Origin of the sequence: Variovorax paradoxus, from assembly GCF_009498455.1 — a bacterium.
Taxonomy (GTDB): Bacteria; Pseudomonadota; Gammaproteobacteria; order Burkholderiales; family Burkholderiaceae_C; genus Variovorax; species Variovorax paradoxus_H.
This window is the reverse complement of record NZ_CP045644.1, coordinates 5242357-5267739: the sequence shown is the minus strand read 5'-3', so window position 1 is coordinate 5267739 and position 25383 is coordinate 5242357. Positions and strand designations below refer to the sequence as shown.

General features: G+C 68.9%; 25 protein-coding genes. 13 read left to right on the top strand and 12 right to left on the bottom strand.

Annotated elements, in window-relative coordinates; genetic code table 11:
- Positions 1–32 precede the first annotated feature (32 nt).
- The 4 genes from GFK26_RS24315 to GFK26_RS24300 all read left to right on the top strand — a co-directional run bounded on the left by GFK26_RS24315 (position 33) and on the right by GFK26_RS24300 (position 3246).
- Positions 33–803, top strand: a complete 771-nt coding sequence (locus tag GFK26_RS24315; protein ID WP_153284227.1) for a hypothetical protein — start codon at positions 33–35, stop codon at positions 801–803.
- 55 nt (positions 804–858) lie between these two features.
- Positions 859–1179 carry a helix-turn-helix domain-containing protein gene (locus GFK26_RS24310; RefSeq protein ID WP_070060699.1) on the top strand — a complete coding sequence of 107 codons (321 nt, stop codon included), beginning with the start codon at positions 859–861 and terminating at the stop codon, positions 1177–1179.
- Positions 1176–2474, top strand: a complete 1299-nt coding sequence (locus tag GFK26_RS24305) for a type II toxin-antitoxin system HipA family toxin (RefSeq protein ID WP_153284226.1) — start codon at positions 1176–1178, stop codon at positions 2472–2474. The genes GFK26_RS24310 and GFK26_RS24305 overlap by 4 nt, the downstream gene beginning before the upstream one ends.
- A gap of 79 nt (positions 2475–2553) precedes the next feature.
- Positions 2554–3246, top strand: a complete 693-nt coding sequence (locus GFK26_RS24300) for a mobilization protein (RefSeq protein ID WP_153284225.1) — start codon at positions 2554–2556, stop codon at positions 3244–3246.
- A gap of 276 nt (positions 3247–3522) precedes the next feature.
- Here GFK26_RS24300 and fabG read toward each other — a convergent pair whose 3' ends face one another.
- From fabG to GFK26_RS24250, 10 genes are all read right to left on the bottom strand, one after another.
- Entirely contained in the window at positions 3523–4254 is a 732-nt protein-coding gene (fabG, locus tag GFK26_RS24295; protein WP_153284224.1) for a 3-oxoacyl-ACP reductase FabG, read from the bottom strand.
- Positions 4251–4724, bottom strand: a complete 474-nt coding sequence (locus GFK26_RS24290) for a hydroxymyristoyl-ACP dehydratase (RefSeq protein WP_153284223.1) — start codon at positions 4722–4724, stop codon at positions 4251–4253. The genes fabG and GFK26_RS24290 overlap by 4 nt, the downstream gene beginning before the upstream one ends.
- Positions 4721–5491 carry a class I SAM-dependent methyltransferase gene (locus GFK26_RS24285; RefSeq protein WP_153284222.1) on the bottom strand — a complete coding sequence of 257 codons (771 nt, stop codon included), beginning with the start codon at positions 5489–5491 and terminating at the stop codon, positions 4721–4723. The genes GFK26_RS24290 and GFK26_RS24285 overlap by 4 nt, the downstream gene beginning before the upstream one ends.
- A complete protein-coding gene (locus GFK26_RS24280) occupies positions 5488–6264 on the bottom strand; it encodes a polysaccharide deacetylase family protein (RefSeq protein WP_228121767.1) in 777 nt (258 codons plus the stop codon). Before GFK26_RS24280 ends, GFK26_RS24285 begins: the two co-directional genes overlap by 4 nt.
- Positions 6265–6350: 86 nt before the next feature.
- Complete coding sequence (locus GFK26_RS24275) at positions 6351–8756, bottom strand: MMPL family transporter (RefSeq protein ID WP_153284220.1); 2406 nt, start codon at positions 8754–8756, stop codon at positions 6351–6353.
- Positions 8753–9388 carry a LolA-related protein gene (locus GFK26_RS24270; RefSeq protein ID WP_153284219.1) on the bottom strand — a complete coding sequence of 212 codons (636 nt, stop codon included), beginning with the start codon at positions 9386–9388 and terminating at the stop codon, positions 8753–8755. Before GFK26_RS24270 ends, GFK26_RS24275 begins: the two co-directional genes overlap by 4 nt.
- A complete protein-coding gene (locus GFK26_RS24265; protein WP_153284218.1) occupies positions 9360–10370 on the bottom strand; it encodes an acyl-CoA synthetase in 1011 nt (336 codons plus the stop codon). The genes GFK26_RS24270 and GFK26_RS24265 overlap by 29 nt, the downstream gene beginning before the upstream one ends.
- Positions 10367–12082: an AMP-binding protein gene (locus GFK26_RS24260; RefSeq protein WP_228121766.1), complete on the bottom strand. Its 1716-nt coding sequence runs from the start codon at positions 12080–12082 to the stop codon at positions 10367–10369. Before GFK26_RS24260 ends, GFK26_RS24265 begins: the two co-directional genes overlap by 4 nt.
- A gap of 20 nt (positions 12083–12102) precedes the next feature.
- On the bottom strand, positions 12103–12747 hold the full coding sequence (locus GFK26_RS24255; protein ID WP_153284216.1) for a hypothetical protein: 645 nt from the start codon (positions 12745–12747) through the stop codon (positions 12103–12105).
- 3 nt (positions 12748–12750) lie between these two features.
- On the bottom strand, positions 12751–13062 hold the full coding sequence (locus GFK26_RS24250) for a phosphopantetheine-binding protein (protein WP_062482694.1): 312 nt from the start codon (positions 13060–13062) through the stop codon (positions 12751–12753).
- 102 nt (positions 13063–13164) lie between these two features.
- Here GFK26_RS24250 and GFK26_RS24245 point away from each other — a divergent pair, with 102 nt between their 5' ends.
- On the top strand, positions 13165–14679 hold the full coding sequence (locus GFK26_RS24245) for a helicase HerA-like C-terminal domain-containing protein (RefSeq protein WP_153284215.1): 1515 nt from the start codon (positions 13165–13167) through the stop codon (positions 14677–14679).
- Positions 14680–14692: 13 nt separating this feature from the next.
- On the opposite strand, the gene GFK26_RS24240 is transcribed toward GFK26_RS24245, so the two are convergent.
- Together GFK26_RS24240 and GFK26_RS24235 are read right to left on the bottom strand one after the other, a co-directional pair.
- On the bottom strand, positions 14693–15334 hold the full coding sequence (locus tag GFK26_RS24240; RefSeq protein ID WP_153284214.1) for an NrsF family protein: 642 nt from the start codon (positions 15332–15334) through the stop codon (positions 14693–14695).
- Positions 15331–15912 carry a sigma-70 family RNA polymerase sigma factor gene (locus tag GFK26_RS24235; protein ID WP_153284213.1) on the bottom strand — a complete coding sequence of 194 codons (582 nt, stop codon included), beginning with the start codon at positions 15910–15912 and terminating at the stop codon, positions 15331–15333. Before GFK26_RS24235 ends, GFK26_RS24240 begins: the two co-directional genes overlap by 4 nt.
- Before the next feature lie 81 nt (positions 15913–15993).
- Between GFK26_RS24235 and GFK26_RS24230 the strand changes: the two genes are divergently transcribed.
- The 8 genes from GFK26_RS24230 to GFK26_RS24195 all read left to right on the top strand — a co-directional run bounded on the left by GFK26_RS24230 (position 15994) and on the right by GFK26_RS24195 (position 25368).
- Positions 15994–16413 (top strand): hypothetical protein, encoded by a 420-nt coding sequence (locus GFK26_RS24230; protein WP_153284212.1) that lies wholly within the window; start codon positions 15994–15996, stop codon positions 16411–16413.
- A 14-nt stretch (positions 16414–16427) separates the two neighbouring features.
- Positions 16428–16895 carry a DUF6152 family protein gene (locus GFK26_RS24225; protein WP_153284211.1) on the top strand — a complete coding sequence of 156 codons (468 nt, stop codon included), beginning with the start codon at positions 16428–16430 and terminating at the stop codon, positions 16893–16895.
- Positions 16896–16987: 92 nt separating this feature from the next.
- Positions 16988–18301: a GTP cyclohydrolase II gene (locus GFK26_RS24220; RefSeq protein WP_228121765.1), complete on the top strand. Its 1314-nt coding sequence runs from the start codon at positions 16988–16990 to the stop codon at positions 18299–18301.
- On the top strand, positions 18298–19695 hold the full coding sequence (locus GFK26_RS24215; protein ID WP_153284210.1) for a URC4/urg3 family protein: 1398 nt from the start codon (positions 18298–18300) through the stop codon (positions 19693–19695). The genes GFK26_RS24220 and GFK26_RS24215 overlap by 4 nt, the downstream gene beginning before the upstream one ends.
- A 50-nt stretch (positions 19696–19745) precedes the next feature.
- On the top strand, positions 19746–20375 hold the full coding sequence (gene upp / locus GFK26_RS24210) for a uracil phosphoribosyltransferase (RefSeq protein ID WP_153284209.1): 630 nt from the start codon (positions 19746–19748) through the stop codon (positions 20373–20375).
- A 185-nt stretch (positions 20376–20560) separates the two neighbouring features.
- Positions 20561–21562, top strand: coding sequence for a BMP family protein (locus GFK26_RS24205; protein WP_153284208.1), 1002 nt, complete (start codon positions 20561–20563; stop codon positions 21560–21562).
- A 30-nt stretch (positions 21563–21592) separates the two neighbouring features.
- Positions 21593–24394 (top strand): polysaccharide deacetylase family protein, encoded by a 2802-nt coding sequence (locus GFK26_RS24200; protein WP_153284207.1) that lies wholly within the window; start codon positions 21593–21595, stop codon positions 24392–24394.
- Positions 24395–24402: 8 nt separating this feature from the next.
- Entirely contained in the window at positions 24403–25368 is a 966-nt protein-coding gene (locus GFK26_RS24195; protein ID WP_228121764.1) for a 5'-methylthioadenosine/S-adenosylhomocysteine nucleosidase, read from the top strand.
- The last annotated feature ends 15 nt before the right edge of the window (positions 25369–25383 follow it).

Below are 25383 nucleotides of genomic sequence, written 5' to 3'. Positions count from 1 at the left end.
GCCGCCCCAGCGGTGGATGATAACGTCAGGGCATGAGTGATTCCCTGGCTTCTCCCCTCGCGGCGCGACGCACCTGCCTGCTGGCAGGCACCGCGGCCGCCCTGCTCGCACCGCTGGCGCTGGCGGGCTGTTCATCCCTTCGATCCACCGAGCGCGCCGAACCCTACGGCAACCAGGAGTGGCTGCAATCCGCCACCAACCGCATCGCCAATCTGTCGCTGCGCGACAACCTGCAGTCGGTGCGGCGCGTACAGACCACGCTGTACCGGCGCAACCCACGCGAATGGCGCAAATCGGCCGCCAGCATGGAAGAAGCCACGCAGCGCACCTGGGACGCCGTGATGCAGGGCACGCCCTTGCCCGAACTGCGCGGCGTGACCGGCATCGATGCCATCCGATTGGCCTTCGAGACCGGCCCGCAGGCCTACCAGGGCGACCGCGTGGCGGCGCTGGTCGTCGGCTGGGCTTCCATGCTCAAGCAGGCCAACGGCAACACCTGGGACCAGACCATGATCGACGGGGTCGACGCCGAGAACAGCTACCGCACGGCGCGCAACTTCGAAATTTCGCTCTGGCTGATCTCGTCCAAGACCGGCCCCGACGGCCAGCCGCTGCTGCTGGCCACCGAGATCAGCGATCGCGGGCGCAACCTCGTGGCCGACCGCGAGCTGTCGAAGGTGGTGGCGCGGCTCGACCTTCTGGCCGCGCAAGCCGACGAGAAATACCGCCGGGCAGCCCTCGATTTCGGCCAGAACTGGGTGATGGGCGTGGTCATGCCGCTCTTCACGCTGATCCCCAAGTAGGCTTTTTACCTCGGAAATATGTTTCCCATATAGGCATTTGCGGTAATATCTTTCCGTGGACAAGCAGGAACTCATCACCGCCCTCACGGCCCGACGCGGGGCCACCGGCCTCACGAACGCCGAGATCGCACTGCGCTCCGGGCTCACCGAGCGCTCGGTGCGCAACGCCCTGAGCCTGAAGGGCAATCCGCAGCTGTCGTCGCTGCTCGCGCTGGTCGATGCGCTGGGGCTCGAACTGCAGCTCGCGCCCAAGGGTTTCGGCGAAGGCACCGCGGTCGATCCCGGCTACCGCCCGGTCGCCACGCGTGTCGGCCGGGCGCTGGCTGAAGCGCCCGCCGCGCCGCCCTACGTGCGAGGCCGCCGCTCACCACCATGAACGTCAAGATCCTCGAGATTTCCCTCGGCGCGCACCGCCTCGGCAAGCTGTTTCAGTACGCCGACCTGTGCCGCTTCGTGGCGGAGCCCGAGCTGATCGCCAGCCCGCCGCCGGGCGTGCTGTCGCTGTCGATGGTGGCGAGCGACCCGGCGGCCCAGGCTGCGCTGTGGAGCGACGTGAAGAACCCGCTGTTCAACGCTCAGGGCGGCCAATTGCCCGGCTTCTTCCAGAACCTGTTGCCCGAGGGCGTGCTGCGCAGCCACATCGCGCAGCTGCGCGGCTGCCGCGACAACGATCACTTCGAATTGCTGGCGGCCTGTGGCGGCGACCTGCCCGGCGCCGTGGCCGCACGCCCGGTGTCGGTGGACCGCGGCACATTGCAACGGCTCATCACGCAGGACCAGGACGCGCTCGAGATGTCGGTGGTCGAGCTGCCGATGCCGCAGGGCATTTCGGTCTCGGGCGTGCAACCCAAGCTGGGCCTGCGCCGCCAGGGCGGTCGCTACGTGGCGCGCGTGCGATCGGGCGCCAGCACGCGCGTGATCGCCAAACTGCCGGTAGCCGGACGGCCCCACATGCCGCAACTCGAAATGCTCTCGCTGCAGATGGCCGGGGCGGCGGGCGTCGAGGTGTGCCACGCCGAACTCGCGCCGCTGTCGGCCATCGCGGCGGAGCACAGCTATGCGCTGCCGGACGAGCCCGAGTTCCTGGCGGTCACGCGCTTCGACCGCGACGGTGCACGCCGCATCCATTTCGAAGATTTCGCCCAGGTGCTCGCGGTCGATCCGATGCACAAGTACAGCGGAAGCTACCTCGACATGGCGCTCGCGATGCGCGCCTTTCCGTCGCTGGGCGAAGACGCCGTGCTCGAACTGGTGCGGCGGCTCGTGGTCAACGATCTGCTGGGCAACCCCGATGCGCACCTGAAGAACTTCGGCGTGCTGTACCCCGATGGCATCGCCCCGCGTCTGGCGCCGGCCTACGACATCGTGGCTTACGCAGCGTTGCAGGGCGTCGAAGGCCATGCGCTCCCGCTGCTGCCGTCCCCGGTGGGTGCAGCCGCTGTGCGTCGCACCGCCATGTTCACACCGACCAACGTGCGCGCCTTCTGTTTCTCGGCCGGCGTGCACGAGCCGCGCATGCGGCGCGTCGTCGCCGACACAGCCCGCCTCGCACGCGACCAGTGGCCCGCGATGATCGACGGCTCGACGCTGCCCGCCCCGTGGAAAAAGCGACTGCAGCAGCGCTTGCAGGCACATCCCTTGCTGCAAGGCATGAGCAAGCGGGGTCGCTAGCCACAGTGGCGCAGCAAGCGAACCCTAGAATGAATCCGCCCTCCTCCACCCCTCAACCCATTCGAGGCAGCAACCACTCATGAGCTCCATCAATTTCATCGGCGGCGAAAAAGGCGGTGTCGGCAAATCGGTCACGGCACGCGTGCTGGCCCAGTACTTCATCGATCGCAGTCGGCCTTTCACCGGCTTCGACACCGACCGTTCGCACAGCTCCTTCACCCGCTTCTACGAGGGCTTTGCCTCGCCCGTGGTGGTCGACAGCTTCGAAGGCCTCGACACGGTGGTCAACGGCTTCGAGACCAACCCGAAGCAGAGCGTGATCGTCGACCTCGCGGCGCAAACGCTGGCGCCACTGTCGCGCTGGATCAAGGAATCCGACCTGTTCGACGTGTTCGAGGAAATCGATGTCACGGTCAACTTCTGGCACGTGCTGGACGACGGCAAGGACTCCACCGACCTGCTCGGCACGCTGATCGACACCTTCGGCAACCGCCCCAACTACATCGTGGTGCAGAACTACGGACGCGGCAGCGACTTCGGGATGCTGCTGGCGTCGCAGTCGCTGTCGAAGGCCAATGCGAACGGCGCGCGCGTCATTGCACTGCCGCGCCTGCACGAAGCCAGCATGCGCAAGATCGATGCGCAGAACACGAGCTTCTGGAAGGCCGTGAACGACCGCGAAGGCTCGCATGCGCTCGGGTTGCTGGAACGGCAGCGCGTGAAGTCTTGGCTGGCGACGGCTTACGCTGCGTTCGATACGCTGCCTCTTTAGACCTTTGGAGGACGCCCGACAGGCGGCACGGCGCGGTCGGCCCCACTGTGCCGGCCCTTCGGGCTTCCCTGCGGTGCTCGCGTTTCGCGGGGTCTCGCAGAACTCGCCTTCGGCTCAGACAGCTCCGAGCCCTGATCCGCGAAACGCTGTGCTCCTCGGCGGCACAGAGGGGCCGCCCGCACCGCACCGCCTGCCGGGCTCCGGGGATGAATGAGTGCCCCGTCCTTCAACGAGAAAGACGAATGCGGAGCGCTCCTTGTTGGAGGCTCCAATGCCTCAGATCATCCCGCCGTTGATCGAGATCACCTGCCCCGTGATGTACGCGGCTTCATCGCCTGCCAGGAACGCCGCCAGCGCCGCCACTTCCTGCGGCGTGCCGGCGCGCTTCACGGGCACCATCTGGTTGATGAGCGCAGGGTCGAACACCGCGTCGGCCATCGGCGAGGCGATGATCCCCGGCGCGATCGCGTTCACCGTCACGCCGCGCGACGCCACTTCGAGCGACAGCGCCTTGGTCGCGCTGTTCAGCGCCCCCTTGGCCGCGGCGTAGTTCACCTGCCCCCGGTTCCCTGCGATGGCGGCGACGGACGAGATGTTCAGCACGCGCCCCCAGCGGGTGCGCATCATCGGCAACAGCAGCGGTTGCGTCACGCGGAAGAAGCCGTTCAGCGATACGTCGATCACCTTGTGCCATTGCTCGGCGCGCATGCCGGGCAGCACGGCGTCGTCGTGCACGCCCGCGTTGTTGACGAGGATCTGCACCGCCCCGCCTTCGAGAATGCGCGCGCAGCCGGCCGCACAGGCCTCGTCGCTGCGCAGATCGAACACATGGCATTCCGCCTTACCGCCGGCGGCGGTGATCGACGCGGCCAGTTGCTCGATCGCCTCGGGCCGCGAATTCGCGTGCAGCAGCACGGTCGCGCCATCGCGCGCAAAGCGCTCCGCCATGGCGGCGCCGAGCGCGCCGCTGGCGCCGGTGATCAGTGTGCGTTTTCCTTCGAAATTCATGACGGTGTGCTTCCCATGTCCGCCAGCGGCGTGTTCAAGACCACCACGGCCCGGCCCTCGGCCAGCAGGCGGCCGTCGTCGGCCGCCACCGTGAATTCATACAAGACCTGCCGGTCGTCGCCGGACAGCCGCTGGGCGCGCACCTGCAATGCCCCGTCGATGTCGTCCAGCCGCGCCACCGCGAGCTTCACGTTGCGCGCGCTGGCCAGGAAGCCGGCCGATGGCGTGCTGCCCTCCGTGGCCAGCAGGCCACCGTGCAGCGCCATCGCTTGCGCCGCGTACTCGATGGCGTTCGGCGCGAGCAGCCCGCTGTCGGTGCGCAGCGGGTTGTCCGCCTGGCTGTGCGTCGTGGTGCTGCAATGGATCGACTCGGCGTCCCAGCCTTCGAGGCGCTCCAGCAGGCACATGCTGCCGCTGTGCGGAATGCGCTGCGCAATGCCTGCGCGGTCGAGCGTCTGCGGTGCCGTCAAACGACGGCCTCCAGATCGGCCACCAGCAGCACGTTGGCAAACGGCGTGCCTTCGCTCATCGGAATGCTCTGCACGCGGAACCCCAGGCGCTGCAGCAGCGCGGTCCATTCGGTCAGCGGCCGACCCCAGGTCGGCGAGACCTTGTGGCCGCGGATGCGCGTCACGGTGCGATCGACCCACTGGCTGATCGCGAAACCACGCGTGCTCGACGCGTCGCCCACGCGCAGCAGCAGGCGCGCCTTCGGGTTGCCGCCACGGCGGAGCGCGTCACGCACGCGCGTCAACACACCCTCCTGCGCGGTGAGGTCCACGTAGTGCAGCACGTCGAGGATCACGACCAGGTCGCAATCGGGCAAGGCGGCCGTGCACATGTCGGCGCACACGAGCCGCGGCGTGGGCTTCAGGTGACCGACCGACGCTTCGGCGCGCGCGACGTCCTTCGGCATCAGCTCGATGCCCGTGTAGTCCGCGGCGGCCGGCGTGGCGGCCCATGACGCGGGCCAGCGTCCTTGCTGCTGCATCGCGCTCATCGACGCCAGCAGGCTCACGAAGAGGCCCTGGCCGCAGCCGATGTCGACCACGCGCCGATGCTGCGCGTCGATCAGCCCGCGTTCGAGCAGGCCGCGGAACACCGGGTCGCGCCCGAGCTTGCCGCGGGCGAACTGCCAGGCGAAGGTGCCGCCCTTCTTGTAGGGAACGGTCGCGGCTTCGTGCAGCTCGCGCCAGGCGTTGTCAGTGGTCATCGTCGATGGCATCACGGCACTCATGCGGTCTTCAATCCTTCAGGCAGGGTCACGGCACGCAATCCGTCGGTGCGCAGGCGTTGGAGCAACAAGGGCAAAACCTCCAGCAGAACGGGTTGCCCCGCAGCGGTACGCGCGGCGTTGCCGTCGTGCAGCAGCAGGATGTCGCGCGCCAGCAGGTTGCGGGCGAGGCGCGCCATCACCTTGGCGGCGTCGCCTTCGCGGGTGTCGAAACCGCGCCGCGTCCAGCTCACGAGCGAGAGGCCGAGGCGGTGCAGCACGGGTTCAAGGAAAGGGTTGCGCAGGCCGGCGGGTGCGCGAAAACAGGTCGGGCGCTGGCCGGTCACGTCGGTCAGGATGTCTTGCGCCCGCGCGATCTCCGCTGCGAAGCCGCGCGGCCCGAGGAAGGAGAAGTTGTGCCGATGCTGCGCCGTGTGGTTCTGGATGCTGTGGCCGCGCACGACGATCTCGCGCGCCAGTACCGGGTGCGCCTGCACGCGCTCGGCGATGCAGAAGAAGGTGGCGCGCTGGCCGTGGGCGTCCAGCAGGTCGAGCACGCGAGGGGTGACGTCGGGCTCGGGCCCATCGTCGATCGTGATCGCCACCTCGCGACGCGCACCGGCGGCCTCAGGCAGGCGCGTGACGTTCGGGCCGAGCAGGTTGCTGCGCGGCGTGAGGCCCGCGCCGGTGATCAGCGCATGGTTCAGCACCACCGCGCCGACGGCCCAGGGCCACGCGCCCGGCACCAGCACGCCCGCGCCCAGGGCCGCAGCATGCACGGCCGCACTGGCGCGCATGGCCGGTGGCCAGGGCCAGGATCCGGGGGCGGCAGAACCGGAGGAAGGGGCGGAAGGCGACGACATGGTGGGTCCGGATTTTCCCATCAGCGCGGTCGCTGCGGACTCGGGCCCTTCCCGGGCGCCACGTTGCGTGCAAACGCGGCCGACAGCAGCAGCGCCAGCAAGGCGCCGGGCGCCACCACGCGGCCGATGGACGACAGCGCCGGAATGTCCGAGATCGCGATCAGCCCGAACGACACCACCGTCGTGAGGTTGGCCAGCATCAGCGAAGCCAGCGTGTCTTCGTCGGCGCGCCCGGTCGTGCGCAGCTGGTCGAAGAACAGCGCGTAGTTCGACCCCACCGCGACGATCAGCAACAGCCCCACGAGGTGCAGGATGCCGAGCGCGGCCTGCGCTAGCGCCATGCCGCCCAGCGTGAGCACCACCGCGAACAGCAGCGGCTGGCACACGGCCAGCAGCCGGCGCCAGGAGCGCAGGTACACGCCCAGCAGCACCACCACCGCCAGCGCGCCCAGCAGCACCTGCACGAAGGCCTCGTGCAGGTAGCGTTGGTAGAGGCCGCCGAGTTCGCGGCCGACGTCCACCACCTGCACCTCGGGCAGTCCGGCCAGTGCGGCTTCGAGGCGCCCCTGGTCGAAGCCCGGGCCGGGATGCAGCACGACCAGCGTGGACCAGCCACCGCCCGGCCGTTCGTACATCAGCGTGTTGACCACGGAACCCAGCGGGCCGCCCATCAGGTCGGCGCGCTGCACGGGCGCCTGCTTGCGCGCGGCCTCCACATCGGTCACGAAGGCACCGAGCCGGGAGGCCGGCAACGGCAAGCCCTTCGTCGCTTCGACCAGGTTGGCGCGCAGCGTGTCGGCATCGGGCAGGCTGGCCAGGCGCGCGGTCTGCGCCGCCACGCTCGGCAGCACGCGGGTCACGGTTTCGTAGCCGCTGAGCTCGCCCTTGTCGACCAAGGCGTCGAGGCGCGCGGCCGCGGCCTCGGTGTGGCGCAGCGCGGCCTGTTCGTCGTCGCCGAAGGCCACGACCAGCACACCGCCGTCGCTGGCGCCGATGTCCTTGCGCAGCATCTCGTCGAGCAGCTGGGCCGAGCGCGGCACCGGGCTCATCGCGCTCAGGTCGGCGCGCCACAGATGGCCGCCCTGCCACAGCACCAGCGCCAGCGCAGCGACGCCGAGTGCCGCCAGCGGCCAGCGCAGGCGCGGCAGGCCACGCACCAGCAGGCCGGCCAGCCGTGCCATGTGCCGACGCATGCCCATGCCGGTCGCGCCATCGGGCGCCAGCACCGGCAGCACGTAGCGCGTGGCCAATGCGGCCGACACCAGCCCGGCGATCGAGAACACGCCCAGCTGCGCCAGCCCCGGGAAGCCCGAGAACACCAGCGCCGCAAAGCCGCACACGGAGGTCAGCAGGCCCAGGCGCACCGTGGGCCAATGCACCTCGCGCCAGCGTTGCCAGCCGGTGCCGGCCACGGCCGCGCCGCGCGCCTGGATCAGGTAATAGATGGCGTAGTCGACCGTTTCGCCGATCAGCGTGCTGCCGAAGCCCAGCGTGAGCCCGTGCACCGAGCCGAACACGAGGCTGACCGACGCCGTGCCGACCACCACGCCCGTGGCCACCGGCAAAAAGGCGATGACGAGCGCGCGCGGCGAGGCAAAAGCCAGCAGCAGCAACACGCTCATGACGATGCCGCCGACCACCGCGAGGTGCATGGCCTCGGTCTTGATCTTTTCGCGGCTCATCACCGAGAACACGGGCGCTCCGCTCAGCAGCAGCTTGGGCGAAGCCTCCCCCATGCCGCGCGCGGCAGCTTCATAGGCGGCCTGCACACGCGCGATGGCGACGGCCTGCGCATCGAGGTCGCCGCCGGCCGCACGCGTCGTGGCGATCATGAGCGCACGCGGCGCGTCGCGCGACATCCAGACGCCGCCTTCGCTGCGCGGTGCGCTCGCCGGCACCAGCTCCATCGCGACGCGCTGGGTTTCGCCGGTCGGGTCGCGGTCGAGCAAGGGCTTGATCGCGTTGCCGGCCGGCGTGCCGAGCATCGACAGCGTGTCGATGATGGCGTCGCGCAGCCCGGCCACCGTGAACTGCCCTGGCATCACGCCGGACGACAGCTGGTAGCGGTGCTCGAACACCCAGGTGCCGGCCTCGCTCCAGTCGCTCACGTCGCCGTTCTGCACCAGGTCGAAGAGCTTGCTCTCGCGCATCGCCTTGCCGACGGCGCGCGAGACTTCAGCGCGCTGTTCGACGCTGCCGCCCTCGAAACCCAGCATCAGCGTGCGCGAGGCGACGCCGCTTTGCAGCTGCTCGATCAGCACGCGCTGGCGCAGGTCCGGGCTCTTGGGGAGAAAAGCCGACAGGTCGGCGCCGATCTGGGTGCGCGCGATGACGACCGCGCCCAGGCCCACGACCAGCAGCCACGCCAGAAGAACGACGATGCGGCGCGACCACCCGGGCGGCCCGCCCGCCTGCGCCAGGCTCACGGCGTCGCGCGCCCGGGGGCGCTGGCCGGCACCGCCGACGGGGCGGCTTTGGGCGAGATGTTCATGACCGAGCGGTCGCCGCCCACGAACTCCATCTCCAGCCCCAGCACCTCGCCGCCGCGGCCCGTGATGCGCATGCTGCGCACCTGCGCGGCCAGACGACTGTCATTGGGGGTCAGGTCGAGCGTCCACTGGTTGGCGGCGCCGGACACGGTGCTCTTGAAATAGCGCTGCAACGTGGTGCCGTCGCCGGTCAGGGTGCCGCGCATGGCTTCGACCAGGCCCAGCAGCTCGGGCATGCTGTCCAGCGCGAGGGTGCGGTTGCGGTTGCCGCGCGACAAGGTCAGCGTGTTGCCGTCGACCGCCATGGTTTCGATGCGCGGCGAGAGCGTGCGACGCACCAGCTTGTCGGGCGCTTCGAAGCTCAGCGTGCCGCTCGCGTCGAGCGGGCCTTCGAGGCCGTGCACGAAGCGTTGTTCGGTGAAGCGCGCTTCGCCGCTTTTCTGCTTGGACAGCAGGCCCATCAGTTCGGGCAGGTCGAACGCCGCCCACGCCGGCGCGGCGCAGAAAGCCACGGCGAGCACCAACACCTTGCAAAGCCGATCAAGCCGCATCTTCGAGCCAGAAATCATGAAAGTTGAACCAGTTGTACGGGTAGGCGCGGCACAGCGCCTCGAGGCGGGCCACATAGGCTTCGACCGCGCTGCGGATGCGGCGTTCACGCTCCGCGGCATCGGCGAACGGCGTGCCGAAGTCGGCCAGCGGGTCGAACCGGACATCGTAGCGGGCACCGCCGCCGTACATGCCGGCCATGAAGAACACCTTGCGGCGCAACAGCGCCGCAAGCCGGAACGGACCGTCGTTGAAGACGGCCGGCTGCCCCAGAAAAGGCAGCACGATGTTGTTGCCGCGCTGGTTCGCCGGCTGCTCCTCGCTGCCCGGCAGCGTGCGGTCGGCGAGCATGCCGCCGAGGCCGCCGCCATCGAGCCAGTCGCGCAGCGCGAGCATGGAGTGCGGGCGGCCCAGCGAGATCACGTGCGGCCGCATCTCGGGCAGCGCGATCGCGTTCAGGATGGCGGTGATGCGCTGCGCGTTGTCGGGATACATCAGCATCGCCAGCCGCAGGTGGTTCTGGGGCGCCTGCTGCTTGCAGGCGCCAAGCACCTCGAAGCTGCCGATGTGCGCGCCGAGCAGGAAAGCGCCCCGCCCTTCGGCCACCTCGGCCTCGATGGGGGCGTTGCCTTCGATCTTCAGCTTGAACAGGTCCATGCGCCCGCGCAGGAAGTACACGCGGTCGAGCACGGTCGAAGAAAACGCGTGCAGCAAACGGTAGCCGTCGACCCAGCCCGCACGCGGACCGATGGCGCGGAACAGGTAGCGCTTGATATGGCGGCGCGGCGCGGGCGCAAACAGCAGGAAGTACAGGCTGATCGGCGGCAGCAGCAGCCGCGTGACATGGCGCCCGCACACCAGCGCCATCAGGCAGATGAAGCGCAGCGCCAGCATGTTGCTGCGCTCGGGCGCGCGCGCCCAGTCGCCCTGCTGCGCCGTCGGGCGGGCAGTCTGCCGCGCCGCTTCGTCCAGGGCGCGCGTCTCGGCGTCGGTGTGCTTCATTGCGCCGACTCTGGCACAGCCGTCCAGCGGCCGGTGACAGCCACCACGCCGTCGCAGCGCACGTCGAAGCGCACGCCGCGGCCGGTGCCGGCCTCCGGCTGCAGCTCGATGGAGAGCGTGCTGCCGGGCCGCACCGGCGCAAGGAACTTGGCGGCCGCCAGCGTCGGGCTCGGGCCGAGCCGCGCCGACAAGGCCGGCACACGCCGCACGACCTCCATGACTTCGGCCAGCAGCAACGCGCCGGGCACCAGCGGCTGGCCGGGGAAATGGCCGGCGAAGGCCGGATGGTCGACCGGCACCGTGTGCGCCATCTGCACCGGCGTCTGGTCGTCGGCGAGTTGGGCCAGCGCAAATTCGCGCAGCGCCCGCACCGTGAGCTTGCCCGTGCCTTCGCGCGGGAAGGCCTTGACCTGCACCACGCGGCGCGGCACGAACACGGGTTCCAGGCGTTGCCGCAATGCAGCAATGATGTCGGTCGCCGACAGCGTCGGCGCGACGACGAACGCCACCGGGCGCACCACGCCGTCGGCCACCTCGTCGGGCAGCCAGAAGGCCCCGTCTTCGACGCCCGCGATGCTGTTGAGGTGGTAGTTCAGGTGCGCCAGCGAGCTGCGCCGCCCGGCGACGTGAATCAAATCGTTGGCGCGGCCGAACAGCCGGAAGCGCCGTGCGTCGAGCAGTTCGAGCACGTCGGCCATCGGCGTGGGTTCGGGGATGAAGTCGCCGCTGAAGATGAAGCGCTCGGGGCCGTCGCCCTCCCCCGGCTCCGCGTGCACGCGGATCTCGCCGAAGGTTTCCCAGATCTCGCTGTCGGTCGTGCGGCGCGTCGCCACCTGGCCCGATTCGGTGCTGCCGTAGATTTCGAGCAGCACCCCGCCCAGTGCCTGCTCGGCCTGCAAGGCCAGTTGCGGCGACAGCGGCGCGGTGGCCGACAGGATCAGGTCGACCGACGGTAACTCGATGCCCGACAGCAGCAGCGTCTTCAGATGGAACGGCGTGGTCACCAGTGCGCGCGGGCGCGGCACCGAGGCCAGCGCCTTCGCGACGTCGGCCGGGAAGAACGGTCGCCCGGTTTCGAAGGCCGCGCCGCCGAGCATCGCGAGCAGCACCGAGGACTCGAGCCCGTAGCTGTGTTGCACCGGCACGGTCGCGACCAGCGTGAGCCCTTCGAGCGTGGGCCGCTGCAGCACGCGGCACAGCCGCTCGACCGCGACTTCGACATCGCCGACCAGCGTGCGCCAGGCTTTCGCGTGCGGCTGCGGCACGCCGGTGGAGCCCGACGTGAGCAGGCTGGCCGCATGCCGGCCGCCGTCGATGACAGGCACCGGTGCATCGCCCGCCGGCCCCGGAACGGCCTCGACCGGCAGGCGCCGCATGCCGGGGGTGTCGAGCTGGATGTCGTCGGTCAGCGCAAACAGATGCGGACCGCCAGTTTCGGTCAGGCGCGCCAGCGTGTCGGGCCGCGCATCGGGTGGCAGCAGACTCGCATGGCCGCGCACCAGCGCGGCACCCAGGCTCACGGCGAAGGCGTAGCGGTCCAGGCACAGATTGACGGCCGGACCTTCGGCGGGCAGCACGGGTGCCAGGCGCGCGACGTCGGCCAGGAACTGGCGCGCGCTGACCGGTTGGCCGCTTCGCCAGGCCAGCGGGGCGTCGGGGTTGCGGTCCGCGAGCAGCGGCAGGAAAGAGGAAGAAGCGGTGTCGATGGTCACGCGGGCTGCCTGCGCCTGTTTCATTGGCCGCCGGCGCCGTGGTCCACCGTCGAGGTGCCGTAGAACGCGCGCACCGCATCGACGAGCCGCGTGCGTTCGAATTCGGGGTGCAGGCGGTAGCGCACGAGGTGCTCGCCCACGAACAGCAGGGCCACGCTCAGCGGCGACAGCACGTTGGCCAAGAGCGACCAGGCCGAGAACGACATCGTCAGGTAGACCACGATCGACGAGACGACCACGACGGCGAAGTACACCGTCCACACCTGCGTGAGATGCGTCGTGTACGACAGCATGTGCCCCTTCAGGGGGTGCACGCGCTGCGCGAACTGGGTGATCAGCGGCAAGCCCTTGCCGCGCAGCGTCGAGCCGAACCAGCCGCAGAGCGCGCCGTTGATGCCGACGTGCTGCAGCACATACAGACGGTTGGTGTCGCCCGCCTCACCGAGGAAGACGAGCGAGAAACCGCCGATGCCCATCGCCGCGGCGGCTGCGAGGCCCCAGCGGCCGAACCAGCTGGCGGCGAAGCCCATGGCCGCGATCCACAGCGGGCCGAGCAACACCACCACAGCCCAGGGTTCGGTGGCGTGGAACAGCGTCATCCAGTGGGAAAGGCCGGCATACGTGACCCCCACCAGCAGCAGGAGGACGAGTCGCCATCGAGACATGGATCAGGTGGCGCTGCGGTGCTCGGCGACGTGGGTCGCGAGCGTACGCAGCGACTGGAAGATCTGCTGGTTGCGCTCGTCGTCCGAGCGCAGCTGGAAACCGTAGCGGCGCGAAACTTCGAGCGCGACTTCGAGGATGTCGATGGAGTCGAGGCCCAGACCTTCGCCGTACAGCGGGTCGGTGGGAACGATCTCTTCAGGCGCGACTTCGAGATTGAGCGCGTTCACGAGCAACACGGCCAGCTCTTTTTCGATCGGCGACTGTTCGGATGCATCGCCAGTGGCGGGAATGGGGGGCTGAGCAGTCGATGACAAAAAAACCTCCTGAACTTTTTTCCTGGACGACCGTGCGGGGTCGTGAATTATAGGAGTGGCGGTTGATTAGACTGCGCGCTTCGATACGACCCGGAGCGCCCCATGGCCGACCCCCTTCTGATCGCACGCCACGACACCATCGAGTGCGCCCTCCTGCCCGGCCTGGCCAACCGCCACGGCCTGATCACCGGCGCCACCGGCACCGGCAAGACCGTCTCGCTCCAGACCATCGCCGAGCAGCTGTCGAACATCGGCGTGCCGGTGTTCATGGCCGACGTCAAGGGCGACCTGACCGGCATCAGCCAGAAAGGCGCCGTCGGCGAAAAGCTGGCCGCCACGCTCAAGGAACGCGGCATCGAGGTGCCCGAGCCCGCCGCCTGCCCCGTCACCCTGTGGGACGTGTTCGGCGAACAGGGCCATCCGGTGCGGGCCACGGTGTCCGACATGGGTCCGCTGCTCCTGGGCCGCATGCTCGACGTGAACGAAACCCAGGCCGGTGTGCTGAACCTGGTGTTCAAGATCGCCGACGACAACGGCATGCTGCTGCTCGACCTGAAAGACCTGCGCGCCATGCTGCAGCATGTGGGCGAAAACGCGAGCCAGTTCACCACCGAGTACGGCAACATCAGCGCCGCCAGCGTGGGCGCCATTCAGCGCGGCCTGCTGCAGATCGAGACCCAGGGCGGCGACAAGTTCTTCGGCGAGCCGATGCTCAACATCTCCGACTTCATGCAGACGGTGGGCGGCAAGGGGGTGGTGAACATCCTGGCGGCCGACAAGCTCATGAACTCGCCGCGCCTGTACGCCACCTTCTTGCTGTGGATGCTGTCCGAGCTCTTTGAGCAGTTGCCCGAAATCGGCGACCCCGAGCAGCCGAAGCTGGCCTTCTTCTTCGACGAGGCCCACCTGCTGTTCAACGAGGCGCCCAAGGCGCTGGTCGAACGCATCGAACTGGTGGTGCGGCTGGTGCGCTCCAAGGGCGTCGGCGTGTACTTCGTCACCCAGAACCCGCTCGACATTCCCGACTCGGTGCTGGCCCAACTGGGCAACCGCGTGCAGCACGCGCTGCGCGCCTTCACGCCGCGCGACCAGAAGGCCGTGAAGGCTGCTGCCAGCACCATGCGCCAGAAGCCCGGCCTGGACATCGAGACCGCCATCACCGAACTCGCCGTGGGCGAGGCGCTGGTGAGCTTCCTGGATTCCAAGGGCCGTCCGAGCATCACCGAGCGCGTGTACGTGCTGCCGCCGGGCAGCCAGCTCGGCCCGATCACGCCCGACCAGCGCAAGGCGCTGATTGCCAACTCGCTGGTGGCCGGCGTGTACGAGAAGACAGTCGACCGCGAATCGGCCTACGAAAAGCTCAAGGGCCGCGCCGAGAGCGCACCCGATGCGCCGGCTGCGGGCGCCAAGGGCGGGGCCGCGGCAGCGGAAGAATCGTCCGGCATGGGCGGCATGCTCAACGACATGCTCTTCGGCAGCACCGGCCCGCGCGGGGGCAAGCGCGACGGCCTCGTGCAGACCATGGCCAAGTCGGCGGTGCGCACCATGGGCACGTCGGTGGGCAAGGAGATCTTGCGCGGCGTGCTGGGCGGGATCTTCGGCAGCAAGAAGCGCTGAAACAGCGCCCCCGCTACCAGCGCAGCAGGCGCGGCCCCAGTGCCGCGCCCAGCAGCATCGGTACGGCGATTCCGCTCACATACCAGACCGCCAGGAACGGCGCCGTGAGTTCGGGGCAGCGCAGCGCATAGACCGCCGCGCCGAGCCCGCCGGCCAGCGCCCCTGCCGCAGCACCCGCCCACCCGGGCCGCGTCGGCGCCAACCCGCGCAGCGCCACGAAGGTGGCCGCGAACACGGGCAGTGCCATCACGCCGATGCTCAACGCACAGATGCGCCACGACTGCCCCATCAGCGACGGCATGCGCTCCTCGGCCGGCAGTGAAAACCAGGCGAGCGCCGCCAGCGCCCAGATTCCCAGCACCGGCAGCACCCCGCCCCACCACGCGTGACGCACACGCACGCCGGGCCGGGCCAGCCGCTGCAGCGTCACGAAGGCGGCGGCCGCGACGCACAGCGGAAACAGCACCTTGACCCAGAACATCGGCCAGAACATCGCCTGCACCAGATCGCGCCGCAGCCCGTACGCGGCGAACAGGATCACGAAAGACAGCGGGAGCGCCGCAAGCACCGCCCACCCGATGCGCCCGCTGGCGCTGCGACGCTGCACGGCCACGTCGCCGGCGGCCAGCAGGTCGATGAGGTCGTCGGTCTTCATGAGGCTCCACCTGCGAACTTCGCGGCCAGGGCTTTCAGGCCGCGGTGGATGCCGACCTTCACCGCCGACTCCGACATGCCCGTGAGGCGCGCCGTCTCGGCCACCGAGAGGCCGTCGATCTTCACGTGCACGATCGGCAGACGCTGGCGTTCGGGCAAAGTCTGCAGCAGGCCGCCGAGGTCGCGCTTCGCGTCGCTGGCCTCGGTGGCGGATTCGGCGAACACGGCCAGGTCGTCGTCCAGCGGGTCATGCAGGTCTTCGCGGACCGACTTGGCGCGCAGCAGGTCGATCATCTTGTAGCGCGCAATCGCATGCACCCAGGCCGTCAACGGCTGGTCGGTCTGGTACGTGTGGCGCTGGTTGTGCATGGCGAGCAGGCATTCCTGGACAAGGTCTTCCACTTCATCGGGCCAGCCGAAGAGGCGCTTGCCCAGAAAGGCGCGCAGGTGCGCGCTGAGCTTCTGCAGAAACTCGCGGTACGCGTCAGCGTCGCCCCCGAGCCCGCGAAGGAACAGGCTGCGCAGCGCCGCTTCTGCGTCGCCCCAATCCGTCGTGCGTCCTGCAGTGGTTCGTGCCATCCGGCGGGCCGGTTACAGCCGTTGTCAAAAAGATTGCAAGCGATTGTGCCCTCCCCGGCGGGGCTCCGCTAAGCTGCGCCGATGCTGGCCGGACTCGTCTCGCACCCTTGGGCCTACCCGGCGCTGGAGGCGGCGCACATCGTGGGCATTGCGCTGCTGTTCGGCGGCTTGCTGGTGTTCGAGCTGCGCGCGCTCGGCCTGGGCCGCGAGCTGCCGGCGCCGATGCTGGCCCGCCTCACGCTGCGGCCGGCCCTTGTCGGCTTCGGGCTGTGCGCCGTCACCGGACTCACCATGTTCTCGGGCCAACCCGACGAGCTGCTGGCGAACAACGCCTTTCGCGTCAAGCTGGGCCTGATCGCTCTGGCCGGCGCCAATGCGGCGCTCTTTCACTGGCGCAGCGGCGTGGCCGCCACCGACCGCTTCGGCAAGGCGCAATGCCTTCTCTCGCTGGGGTTTTGGCTCGCTGTCATCATCTGCGGGCGCTGGATTGCCTATGCCTGACCAAGGAGAACGCGATGCTGCATCGACGCATGTTCGTGGCCGGTTCGATCGGCCTGGCCCTGCCCGCCTGGGCCCACCACGGCTGGAGCAGTTTTGACCAGGAGCGCCCGCTGTATCTGGAAGGCCGCGCCACCAAGGTGAGCTGGCGCAATCCGCACGGCGAACTGGAACTCGAGCTGCCCGAGAAGCTCGCGCTGCCGCCCGACCTGAAGCAGCGGCCCCTGCCCCACCAGAGCGCATCGGTCGACGGCCCGGCGCTGCTGGCCAAGGCGCAGCTGCCGACGCGGCGCGACCGCAAGTGGCAGGTCGAACTGGCCCCGCTCACGCGGCTGCAGGCCTGGGGGGTCGAGGAGATCAAGCCCGGCACGCCCGTGGCGGTGCTCGGCTTCACCTTCACCGGCGAAAAAGGCGACGCGGTGCTGCGCGCCGAGTACCTGTTCGTGCACGGCAAGACCTACGGCCTGCGTTCGTCGCCCGCCTGAAGGTCGATGCGCAACAGCGCGGCCAGCCCGCGCGGGCCCTCGCTTGCCAGCCGCACAAGTGCTCGGTACATTGCATTTTTTGAGGGCTCCCAATGTCCGTAGATAGCACCGCGATCCCTTCCGCATTGCCGGCTGGCACGGCACCCCACCCTGCGCTGCATCCCTCCACGTCGACAGGCCACATCCGCTTGACGTCACATGCCGGCGGTTTCGGCGCCCTGCCCATCCAGTGGGGCGCGGCCACCGCCACCGAGCGTGGCCCCGTGGTCGGCACAACCACCAAGCGCGCGCACCGCAACGTCATCGGCACGCACAGCGGCTCGTACAGCGTCTACCGCGCGCTCGCCGTGGCGGCCGGTGCCCTGAAGCGCGAACACAAGGCCGACCTCACCAACACCGCGCCCACCGACATCATCGGCCCCTATCCGCAGTGGAGCGAACCCGGGCGCATCGTCTCGCTCGACCCCTGGGGCGCGCTGGTGGCCGACGTGTTTTCCACCGAACTCGCGGCCGGCTACGACATCCGCCCGACCATCGCGATCACCAAGGCCCACGTGATCCTGCCCGAGGTGATCGAGGCGCTGCAAAGCGGCCGCCTCAAGGCCGACGGCCATTTCCTCACCACCGGCGGCGCCGCGATGGTGACCAAGGCGGCCATCGAACCCGTGTGGTACCTGCCCGAGGTAGCGCGCCGCTTCGGCTGCTCCGAGACCGACCTGCGCCGCACGCTCTTCGAGGAAACCGGTGGCATGTACCCCGAACTCGTCACGCGCTCCGACCTCGAGGTGTTCTTGCCGCCCATCGGCGGGCAGACGCTCTACATCTTCGGCAACCCGCGCGACCTGGCGAACCCCGCCGTCGAACTCACCGCGCGCATCCACGACGAGTGCAACGGCTCCGACGTGTTCGGCTCCGACATCTGCACCTGCCGGCCCTACCTCACGCACGCCATCGAGGAATGCATCCAGGGCGCGCAGCGCGGTGGCGTGGGCCTCATTGCCTACTCGCGCAAGGAAGGCCGCGCGCTCGGCGAGGTGACCAAGTTCCTCGTCTACAACGCCCGCAAGCGCCAGGTCGGCGGCGACACGGCCGACCAGTATTTCGCGCGCACCGAGTGCGTGGCCGGCGTGCAGGACATGCGCTTCCAGGAGCTGATGCCCGACGTCTTCCACTGGCTCGGCATCCAGAAGATCCACCGCCTCGTGTCGATGAGCAACATGAAGTTCGACGCCATCACCGGCTCGGGCATCGAGATCGGCGAGCGCGTGAACATTCCCGACGCACTGATCCCGGCCGACGCCCGCGTCGAGATGGACGCCAAGATGGCGGCCGGCTACTTCACCCCCGGCCCCGTGCCGGACGCAGAGGAACTGAAAAAGGCCAAGGGCCGAGGACTGAGCGAATGAGCCGAAGCACCGACATCAACCTGCCCGCCGATGGTTCCGGCAGCCTGCGCCCCGGCGGCGCGGGCGATGTCGATCCGTCGATCGAATTCACGCCCGACACCGCCCACCCGGCCGGCGCCGCCACCTTGCTGCGCACCACGACCGCCATCCGCCAGCGTGCCGGCGCCCTGCTGGCGCGCGCGCGCCGCGACGAATCGCAGTGGTTCCGCATCGGCAACGACGACGCGCTCGAAGACGCCGCGCGCACCGTGGCCGAGGTCACGCGCGAGCGCTACCCGTGGGACACCATCCCGTACCACAGCCGCTGGCGCCATTTCGAGGCCGGCGGCGTCGATCGCCGCCAGCAGCTCGATGCATTGCTCGGCACAGGCATCGACGCCCGCCAGCGCGCCCGCGCCTACATCGACCTCGTGCTCGTGAGCGTGCTGCTCGACGCCGGCGCCGGCCCCACCTGGCACTACACCGAATCGGCCAGCGGCCAGCGCTTCACGCGCTCCGAAGGCCTGGGCGTGGCGAGCTTCCATGCGTTCACGAGCGGGCTTTTCTCGTCCGACCCCGACCATCCGCTGCAGGTCGACGCAGCCGGCCTGCGCGGCCTCGTGACCGACCGACTGGGCGACGCCTTCCAGGTGAGCGACGTCAACCCGCTCGTCGGCCTGGCCGGGCGCACGGTGCTGCTGCGCCGGCTCGGCGAGGCGATGAGCGAGCAGCCCGAAACCTTCGGCGACGACGGCCGGCCCGCCGGGCTTTTCGATGCGCTCGTGGCCCCGCTGGGCGCGGCCTCGCCGCCCACGGCCGAGATCACCGCGCACCAGATCCTGTCGCTGCTGCTCGAAACCCTCTCGCGCATCTGGCCCGCGGCCAATGCCATCGACAGCCTGGCGGCCGATGGCAGCGACAACCTGGGCGGCACCGGCGACCCGGCCTTCGCGCTGGGCGACTGCTGGCGCCACAGCGCCGTGCGCGGGCCCGGGCTCACCAACGGCTGGATGCCGTTCCACAAGCTGTCGCAGTGGCTCACGTATTCGCTGCTCGAACCCTTCGAATGGGCCGGCGTGAAGGTGCGCCAGCTCGACGCGCTCACCGCCCTGCCCGAATACCGCAACGGCGGCCTGCTGATCGACAGCGGCGTGATCGTGCCGCGCGAGGCGGCCTTTCTCACCCGCCGCTGGAAGGCAGGCGACGAGTTCATCGTCGAATGGCGCGCCCTGACCGTGGCGCTGCTGGATGAAATCGCGCCGCGCGTGCGCAAGGTGCTCGACCGCACCGAGGAAGAACTGCCCCTGGCCTGCGTGCTCGAAGGCGGCACCTGGGCCGCGGGCCGGGTGCTGGCACAGCGTTTGCGGGACGGTGCACCACCGCTGCTGATCGAGAGCGACGGCACCGTCTTCTAGTCTTTTAGACTCTCCTGTTTTCCGCAACGGCACACCAAAAGAAGACTCCAATGAGCAACGTCCACCTTGTCGACCACCCCCTCGTCCAGCACAAGCTCACGCTGATGCGCCGCAAGGACGCTTCCACCAACAGCTTCCGCCGGCTCCTGAACGAAATCAGCATGCTCATGGCCTACGAGGTCACGCGCGACATGCCGATGCAGGACATCGAGGTCGAGACCCCGCTGGAGACCATGCACGCCAAGGTCATCGACGGCAAGAAGGTGGTGCTGGTGTCGATCCTGCGTGCCGGCACCGGCATCCTGGACGGCATGCTCACGGTGGTGCCAGGCGCGCGCGTCGGCCACATCGGCCTGTACCGCGATCCCAAGACGCTCACGGCCGTCGAGTACTACTTCAAGATGCCCGGCGAGATGGACAGCCGCGACGTGATCGTGGTCGACCCGATGCTGGCCACCGGCAACTCGGCCGTCGCCGCGGTCGAGCGGTTGAAAGAGCTCAACCCCAAGTCGATCAAGTTCGTCTGCCTGCTGACCTGCCCCGAAGGCATCAAGACGATGCAGGCCGCGCACCCCGACGTGCCGATCTACACCGCTGCCATCGACCGCGAGTTGGACAGCCACGGCTACATCCTGCCGGGCCTCGGCGACGCCGGCGACCGCATCTTCGGCACGAAGTAAGGCTCGCCCCCAGGCTTCGCGCACTTCGTGTCGCTACTCCTTCCCCCTACCGGGGGCAACACCTGAGGCCTGGCGAAGCCAGTTCCTCGGTGTTTGCTGGAAGGGAGCCCGCCGGGAGGGCGGGCTCTGTTGGGTGGGCATGGGGATTGCAGCGCTGGTTTCTTTCATTTATCGAGGAGAAGACCGTGACAGCACGCCGTCAGTTGATCGTTCGTTCCATCGCCGTTGCCGCAGCCCTTGCGGCCGGTGCCCCGGGCCTTGCGCTCGCGCAGGCCAAGCTCAAGGTGGCGGCCGTGTACACGGTGCCTTTCGAGCAGCAATGGGTGGGCCGCATCCACAAGGCGCTGAAGGCGGCCGAGGCGCGGGGGGAGATCGAATACAAGGCGACCGAGAACGTGAGCAATGCGGACTACGAGCGCGTGATGCGCGAGTACGCCACGGGCGGCAACCAGCTGATCCTGGGTGAGGTGTTCGGCGTGGAAGCGGCGGCGCGCAAGGTCGCGAAAGACTTTCCCAAGGTCGCGTTCCTCATGGGCTCGTCGTTGAAGCCGCAGGCGCCGAACTTCTCGGTGTTCGACAACTACATCCAGGAACCGGCCTACCTCAGCGGCATGGTCGCGGGCGGCATGACCAAGAGCAACCGCATCGGCATGGTCGGCGGCTTCCCGATTCCCGAAGTCAATCGCCTCATGAAGGCGTTCATGGCGGGCGCGAAGGAAACGAATCCGAAGGTGGAGTTCAGCGTGAGCTTCATCAACAGCTGGTTCGACCCGCCGAAGGCCAAGGAAGCGGCCTTCGCGATGATCGACAAGGGCGCCGACGTGATGTACGCCGAGCGCTTCGGCGTGTCGGACGCGGCCAAGGAAAAGGGCAAGCTCGCCATCGGCAACGTGATCGACACGCAGGCCCAGTACCCCGACACGGTGGTGGCTTCGGCGCTGTGGAACTTCGAGCCTTCGGCCGACCGCGCGATCAAGCTCGTGAAGGAAGGCAAGTTCGCCGCCGAAGACTACGGCGTGTACTCGCACATGAAGCACAAGGGCTCCGAACTCGCGCCGCTGGGCACCTTCGAGAAGAAGGTGCCGGCCGACATCGCGGCCAAGGTGAAGGCCAGGCAGGCCGACATCCTGGGCGGCAAGTTCACTGTGAAGGTGGACGATTCGCAGCCGAAGTCGACCGCGAAATAAAACAAGAAAAACAGGGAGTTGCTGGAACCTATGAAGCGTGCGCGATGGCAGACCGCAGTCCATGGTGTGGCCGTCGCGGCGTTGGCCGCCGCGCTCGCCGCCTGTCAACCTGAGCCGGCGGCAATAACCCCGGCGGCGGCACCTGCCTCGGCACCGGCTGCCATTGCGCCGCCTGTGGTCGCGCCACCGGTCGGCATTCCGGCCGCGCTGCAGGCGCGTGCCGACGCCGTGCTCGCCGCGCACCGCCAGATGATCGTGCTGATGACCGGCGAACGTGCGCTCGACGCGGCCGAGAAGCGCGCCGTCAGCGCCGTCGGGCAGCAGCTGTTTCACGAGATGCAGGAGCGCCAGCAGGCGCTGATCGCCCAGGCCGACAACACGACAGACCCGGCCACGGTGGCGGGCCTGAACGCGCTGCTCGAACGCATCGAAAGCGAGCCGAGCTGGTTCGATGCCGACCGGCTGGCGTTCAAGGAATTCCTGGGCGAGCTGAGCACGCGCTACAGCCAGGCGCAGTCGCTGTCCGGGCTCAAGCTCGGCCGCCGCGCCAGCGAAGACCTGGCCGTGCTCGCCGAGATCGAGCAGGCCTACGACCGCGAACTGAAAGACGTGTTCGGCCGCTTTGCGCAACGCGGCATCGAGCCCAAGCGCGAGAAATGGGCCGACTACGTCGCCAAGCTGCAGGGCCTGTACTCGCGCGAACAGATCCTGAAAGACTTCGGCGCCATCGTCCCCTACACGCAGCCGCCGGGCGGTGCCAAGGAGAAGGAAGCGCCAGACACGCGCGAGATCTTTGGCACCTCGCTGCCCGCCAAGACCGTCGTGCTGACCTTCGACGACGGCCCGCACGCCAGGCACACCGACGAGATCCTCGAGATCCTGAAGCGCTACGACGCGCCCGCCATCTTCTTCCAGCTTGGCCGCAACCTGGGCAAGCTCGACGCACAGGGCAAGGCCCAGCTCAATGCCAACGGCGCAACGGCCAAGCGCGTGCTGGCCGCCGGCCACGTGCTCGCCAACCACAGCTTCAGCCACGGCATGATGGCCAAGATGACCGACGACGCGGTGCGCGTCGAGGCCAGCGAAACCGAAACGCTGCTCGACGCCACCGGCCGGCCGCAGTCCACCCTCTTTCGCTTTCCCTACGGCGCGCGCAACGAAGCCAAGCTGAGCACGGTCGAGGCGCTCAAGCTGCGCTCGATGATGTGGACCGTCGACTCGATGGACTGGGCCGACCCGGTGCCCAAGTCGATCGCCGACCGCGTGCTGGCCGAGGTCGACAAGGCCAAGCGCGGCGTCATCCTGTTCCACGACATTCAGGGCCGCACCGTGCAGGCCCTGCCCACCGTGCTCGACCAGCTGGTGGCCGACGGCTACCGCTTTGCCACCTGGCGCGACGGCAAGTTCGTCGTCAGCGCGTCGAAAAAGGCGGCGCCCGACGACGGCGTGGCCGCCACCTCGGGCGACACGCTCTACCGCGAAAGCCACGCGCTGGTGATAGGCATCGACAAGTACGCCCAATGGCCCGGCCTGCACCACGCCGTGCCCGACGCCAAGGCGATGGAGCAAATCCTCGTCACGCGCTTCGGCTTCAAGCCCGAGAACATCACGGCGCTGTACGACGACCAGGCGACGCGCGCCAACATCCTGCGCGCGCTGAATGAAAAGCTGACCGACGGCAAGCGCGTGAAGCGCGACGACCGCGTGCTGGTGTTCTTTGCCGGCCATGGCAGCACCCGCAAGCTCGCGAGCGGGCGCGACGTCGGCTACATCGTGCCGGTCGATGCCGCGCTCGACAACCTGCCGTCCGACGCCATCTCGATGCCGCAGCTGCAGGAAGTGGCCGAGGCGCTGTCGGCCAAGCATGTGCTGTTTCTGGTGGACGCCTGCTACTCCGGCCTGGGCCTCACGCGCGGTGGCGCCTCGCAGGGCAACAGGAACTTCCTGACCGACAACGCGCGGCGCATCGGCCGCCAGATGCTCACCGCCGGCGGCGCCGACCAGCAGGTGGCCGACGACGGCCCCGGCGGCCACTCGGTCTTCACCTGGACGATGTTGCAGGCGCTGTCGGGCAAGGCCGACCTGAACGGGGACAGCGTCATCACCGGCACCGAACTCGCAGCCTACGTGGCGCCGGCGGTCTCGGCCATCGCGCGGCAGACGCCGGCCTTCGGCAGCCTGCCGGGCTCGGAGGGCGGCGAGTTCGTGTTCGCGCTGCCCGTCGAGCGCGAAGGCCTCAGCGGCGATAGCCTGCAGCTCGACGCCGCCGCGAGCCAGGTCAACAAGCGCATCGACCAGGCCAACGAGCAGGCCGTGCACGCCGCCGCAGCACCGAAGGCGACCAAGGCCGGCCCGGCCGCCGTCGAGGTCGTGGTGAAGAACCTCGAAGGCGCCGACACCAAGCTGACCATGCCGGCCGCCGCGCCGCTCACGCCACGCGTGGCCGCCCAGCGCGCCAACGACCGCGGCCTGCAGCTGTACCGCGAGCGCCGCTACGACGAGGCCGAAGCCGCCTTCACCGAGGCACTGAAGCTGCAGCCGCGCTTTGCGCTGGCGGCCAACAACCTCGGCTTCGTGTACTTCAAGCGCGGCAAGCCGGTCGAGGCCGCGCGCTGGTTCGAGCAGGCCATCGACATGGACGGCAGCCGCGCCCTCGCCTACCTGAACCTGGGCGATGCGTACCTGCAGGCCGGCAACGATGCCAAGGCGCTCACCGCCTACACCACCTTCGTGGGCCTGGCACCGAAGCACGCGCGCGTCGCCGCGCTGCAAGCGTGGATCGCCACGCCCGACGCCGAACACCGCCCCCCACTTCCGCCCACCAACTCATGATGACGACGATGAACACTTCCTCGCTTCTCCAGCGCCTGCGCGCCCCGGTCCTGGCCGCCGCGCTCGGCCTCGTGCTGACGGGCTGCGTCGGCGTCTACAAGTCGTCGGACGTCGTCAGCATCAACAGCAGCACGCGGCTGGACGACACGCCGCGCCTGGCCGTGATCTCGGCCTTCGAGCCTGAGCTCAAGCTGCTGCTGACGCGCGTGCAAGGCCCTCGAAAACACAACGTGAACGGCGTCGAGTTCACTACCGGCACGCTCGAAGGCAAGCCCGTGGTGTTGTTCCTGTCGGGCATCAGCATGACGAACGCGACCATGAACACGCAGCTCGTGCTCAACCGCTTTCGCATCACCGGCATCGTGTTCAGCGGCATCGCGGGCGGCGTGAACCCGTCCCTGCATGTGGGCGATGTGACGGTGCCGGCCCAGTGGGGCCAGTACCTCGAAGTGCTCATGGCGCGCGAAACCGCGCCCGGCAAGTACAGCGCGCCGCCCTTCATCACCGACGCCACGCTGCCCAACTTCGGCATGAACTTCCCGCGCCCGGTCGAAGTGCGCTCGGCCGCTAAGCCAGGCATCGAGCGCAAGTTCTGGTTCGCAGCCGATCCGAAGATGCTCGAGGTGGCGCGCAGCATCCGCAACGTCGAGCTGGCGAACTGCGGCGCCGGCAAGTGCCTGCCGCGCAAGCCGCAGTTGGTGGTCGGCGGCAACGGCGTGTCGGGCCAGGCCTTCATGGACAACAAGGCCTACCGCGAATACACCTACAAGACCTTCCAGGCCAACGTGCTCGACATGGAAACCGCCGCCGTGGGCATGGTCGCCTACAGCAACGGCGTGCCCTACATCGCCTTCCGCTCGCTCAGCGACCTCGCGGGTGGCGGCGACGGCGAGAACGAGATGGGCACCTTCATGAGCATCGCGGCCGACAACTCGGCCAAGGTCATGCTGGCATTCCTGGCCGCCTGGAAGTGACGGTGGCGCCCGAGC

Coding starts and splice junctions, on each gene's coding strand:
- GFK26_RS24315 (WP_153284227.1), top strand. CDS start 33: ATGAGTGATTCCCTGGCTTCTCCCCTCGCGGCGCGACGCACCTGCCTG.
- GFK26_RS24305 (WP_153284226.1), top strand. CDS start 1,176: ATGAACGTCAAGATCCTCGAGATTTCCCTCGGCGCGCACCGCCTCGGC.
- GFK26_RS24300 (WP_153284225.1), top strand. CDS start 2,554: ATGAGCTCCATCAATTTCATCGGCGGCGAAAAAGGCGGTGTCGGCAAA.
- fabG (WP_153284224.1), bottom strand. CDS start 4,254: ATGAATTTCGAAGGAAAACGCACACTGATCACCGGCGCCAGCGGCGCG.
- GFK26_RS24285 (WP_153284222.1), bottom strand. CDS start 5,491: ATGAGTGCCGTGATGCCATCGACGATGACCACTGACAACGCCTGGCGC.
- GFK26_RS24280 (WP_228121767.1), bottom strand. CDS start 6,264: ATGCGCGCCAGTGCGGCCGTGCATGCTGCGGCCCTGGGCGCGGGCGTG.
- GFK26_RS24270 (WP_153284219.1), bottom strand. CDS start 9,388: ATGATTTCTGGCTCGAAGATGCGGCTTGATCGGCTTTGCAAGGTGTTG.
- GFK26_RS24265 (WP_153284218.1), bottom strand. CDS start 10,370: ATGAAGCACACCGACGCCGAGACGCGCGCCCTGGACGAAGCGGCGCGG.
- GFK26_RS24255 (WP_153284216.1), bottom strand. CDS start 12,747: ATGTCTCGATGGCGACTCGTCCTCCTGCTGCTGGTGGGGGTCACGTAT.
- GFK26_RS24245 (WP_153284215.1), top strand. CDS start 13,165: ATGGCCGACCCCCTTCTGATCGCACGCCACGACACCATCGAGTGCGCC.
- GFK26_RS24240 (WP_153284214.1), bottom strand. CDS start 15,334: ATGAAGACCGACGACCTCATCGACCTGCTGGCCGCCGGCGACGTGGCC.
- GFK26_RS24235 (WP_153284213.1), bottom strand. CDS start 15,912: ATGGCACGAACCACTGCAGGACGCACGACGGATTGGGGCGACGCAGAA.
- GFK26_RS24230 (WP_153284212.1), top strand. CDS start 15,994: ATGCTGGCCGGACTCGTCTCGCACCCTTGGGCCTACCCGGCGCTGGAG.
- GFK26_RS24225 (WP_153284211.1), top strand. CDS start 16,428: ATGCTGCATCGACGCATGTTCGTGGCCGGTTCGATCGGCCTGGCCCTG.
- GFK26_RS24220 (WP_228121765.1), top strand. CDS start 16,988: ATGTCCGTAGATAGCACCGCGATCCCTTCCGCATTGCCGGCTGGCACG.
- GFK26_RS24215 (WP_153284210.1), top strand. CDS start 18,298: ATGAGCCGAAGCACCGACATCAACCTGCCCGCCGATGGTTCCGGCAGC.
- upp (WP_153284209.1), top strand. CDS start 19,746: ATGAGCAACGTCCACCTTGTCGACCACCCCCTCGTCCAGCACAAGCTC.
- GFK26_RS24200 (WP_153284207.1), top strand. CDS start 21,593: ATGAAGCGTGCGCGATGGCAGACCGCAGTCCATGGTGTGGCCGTCGCG.
- GFK26_RS24195 (WP_228121764.1), top strand. CDS start 24,403: ATGAACACTTCCTCGCTTCTCCAGCGCCTGCGCGCCCCGGTCCTGGCC.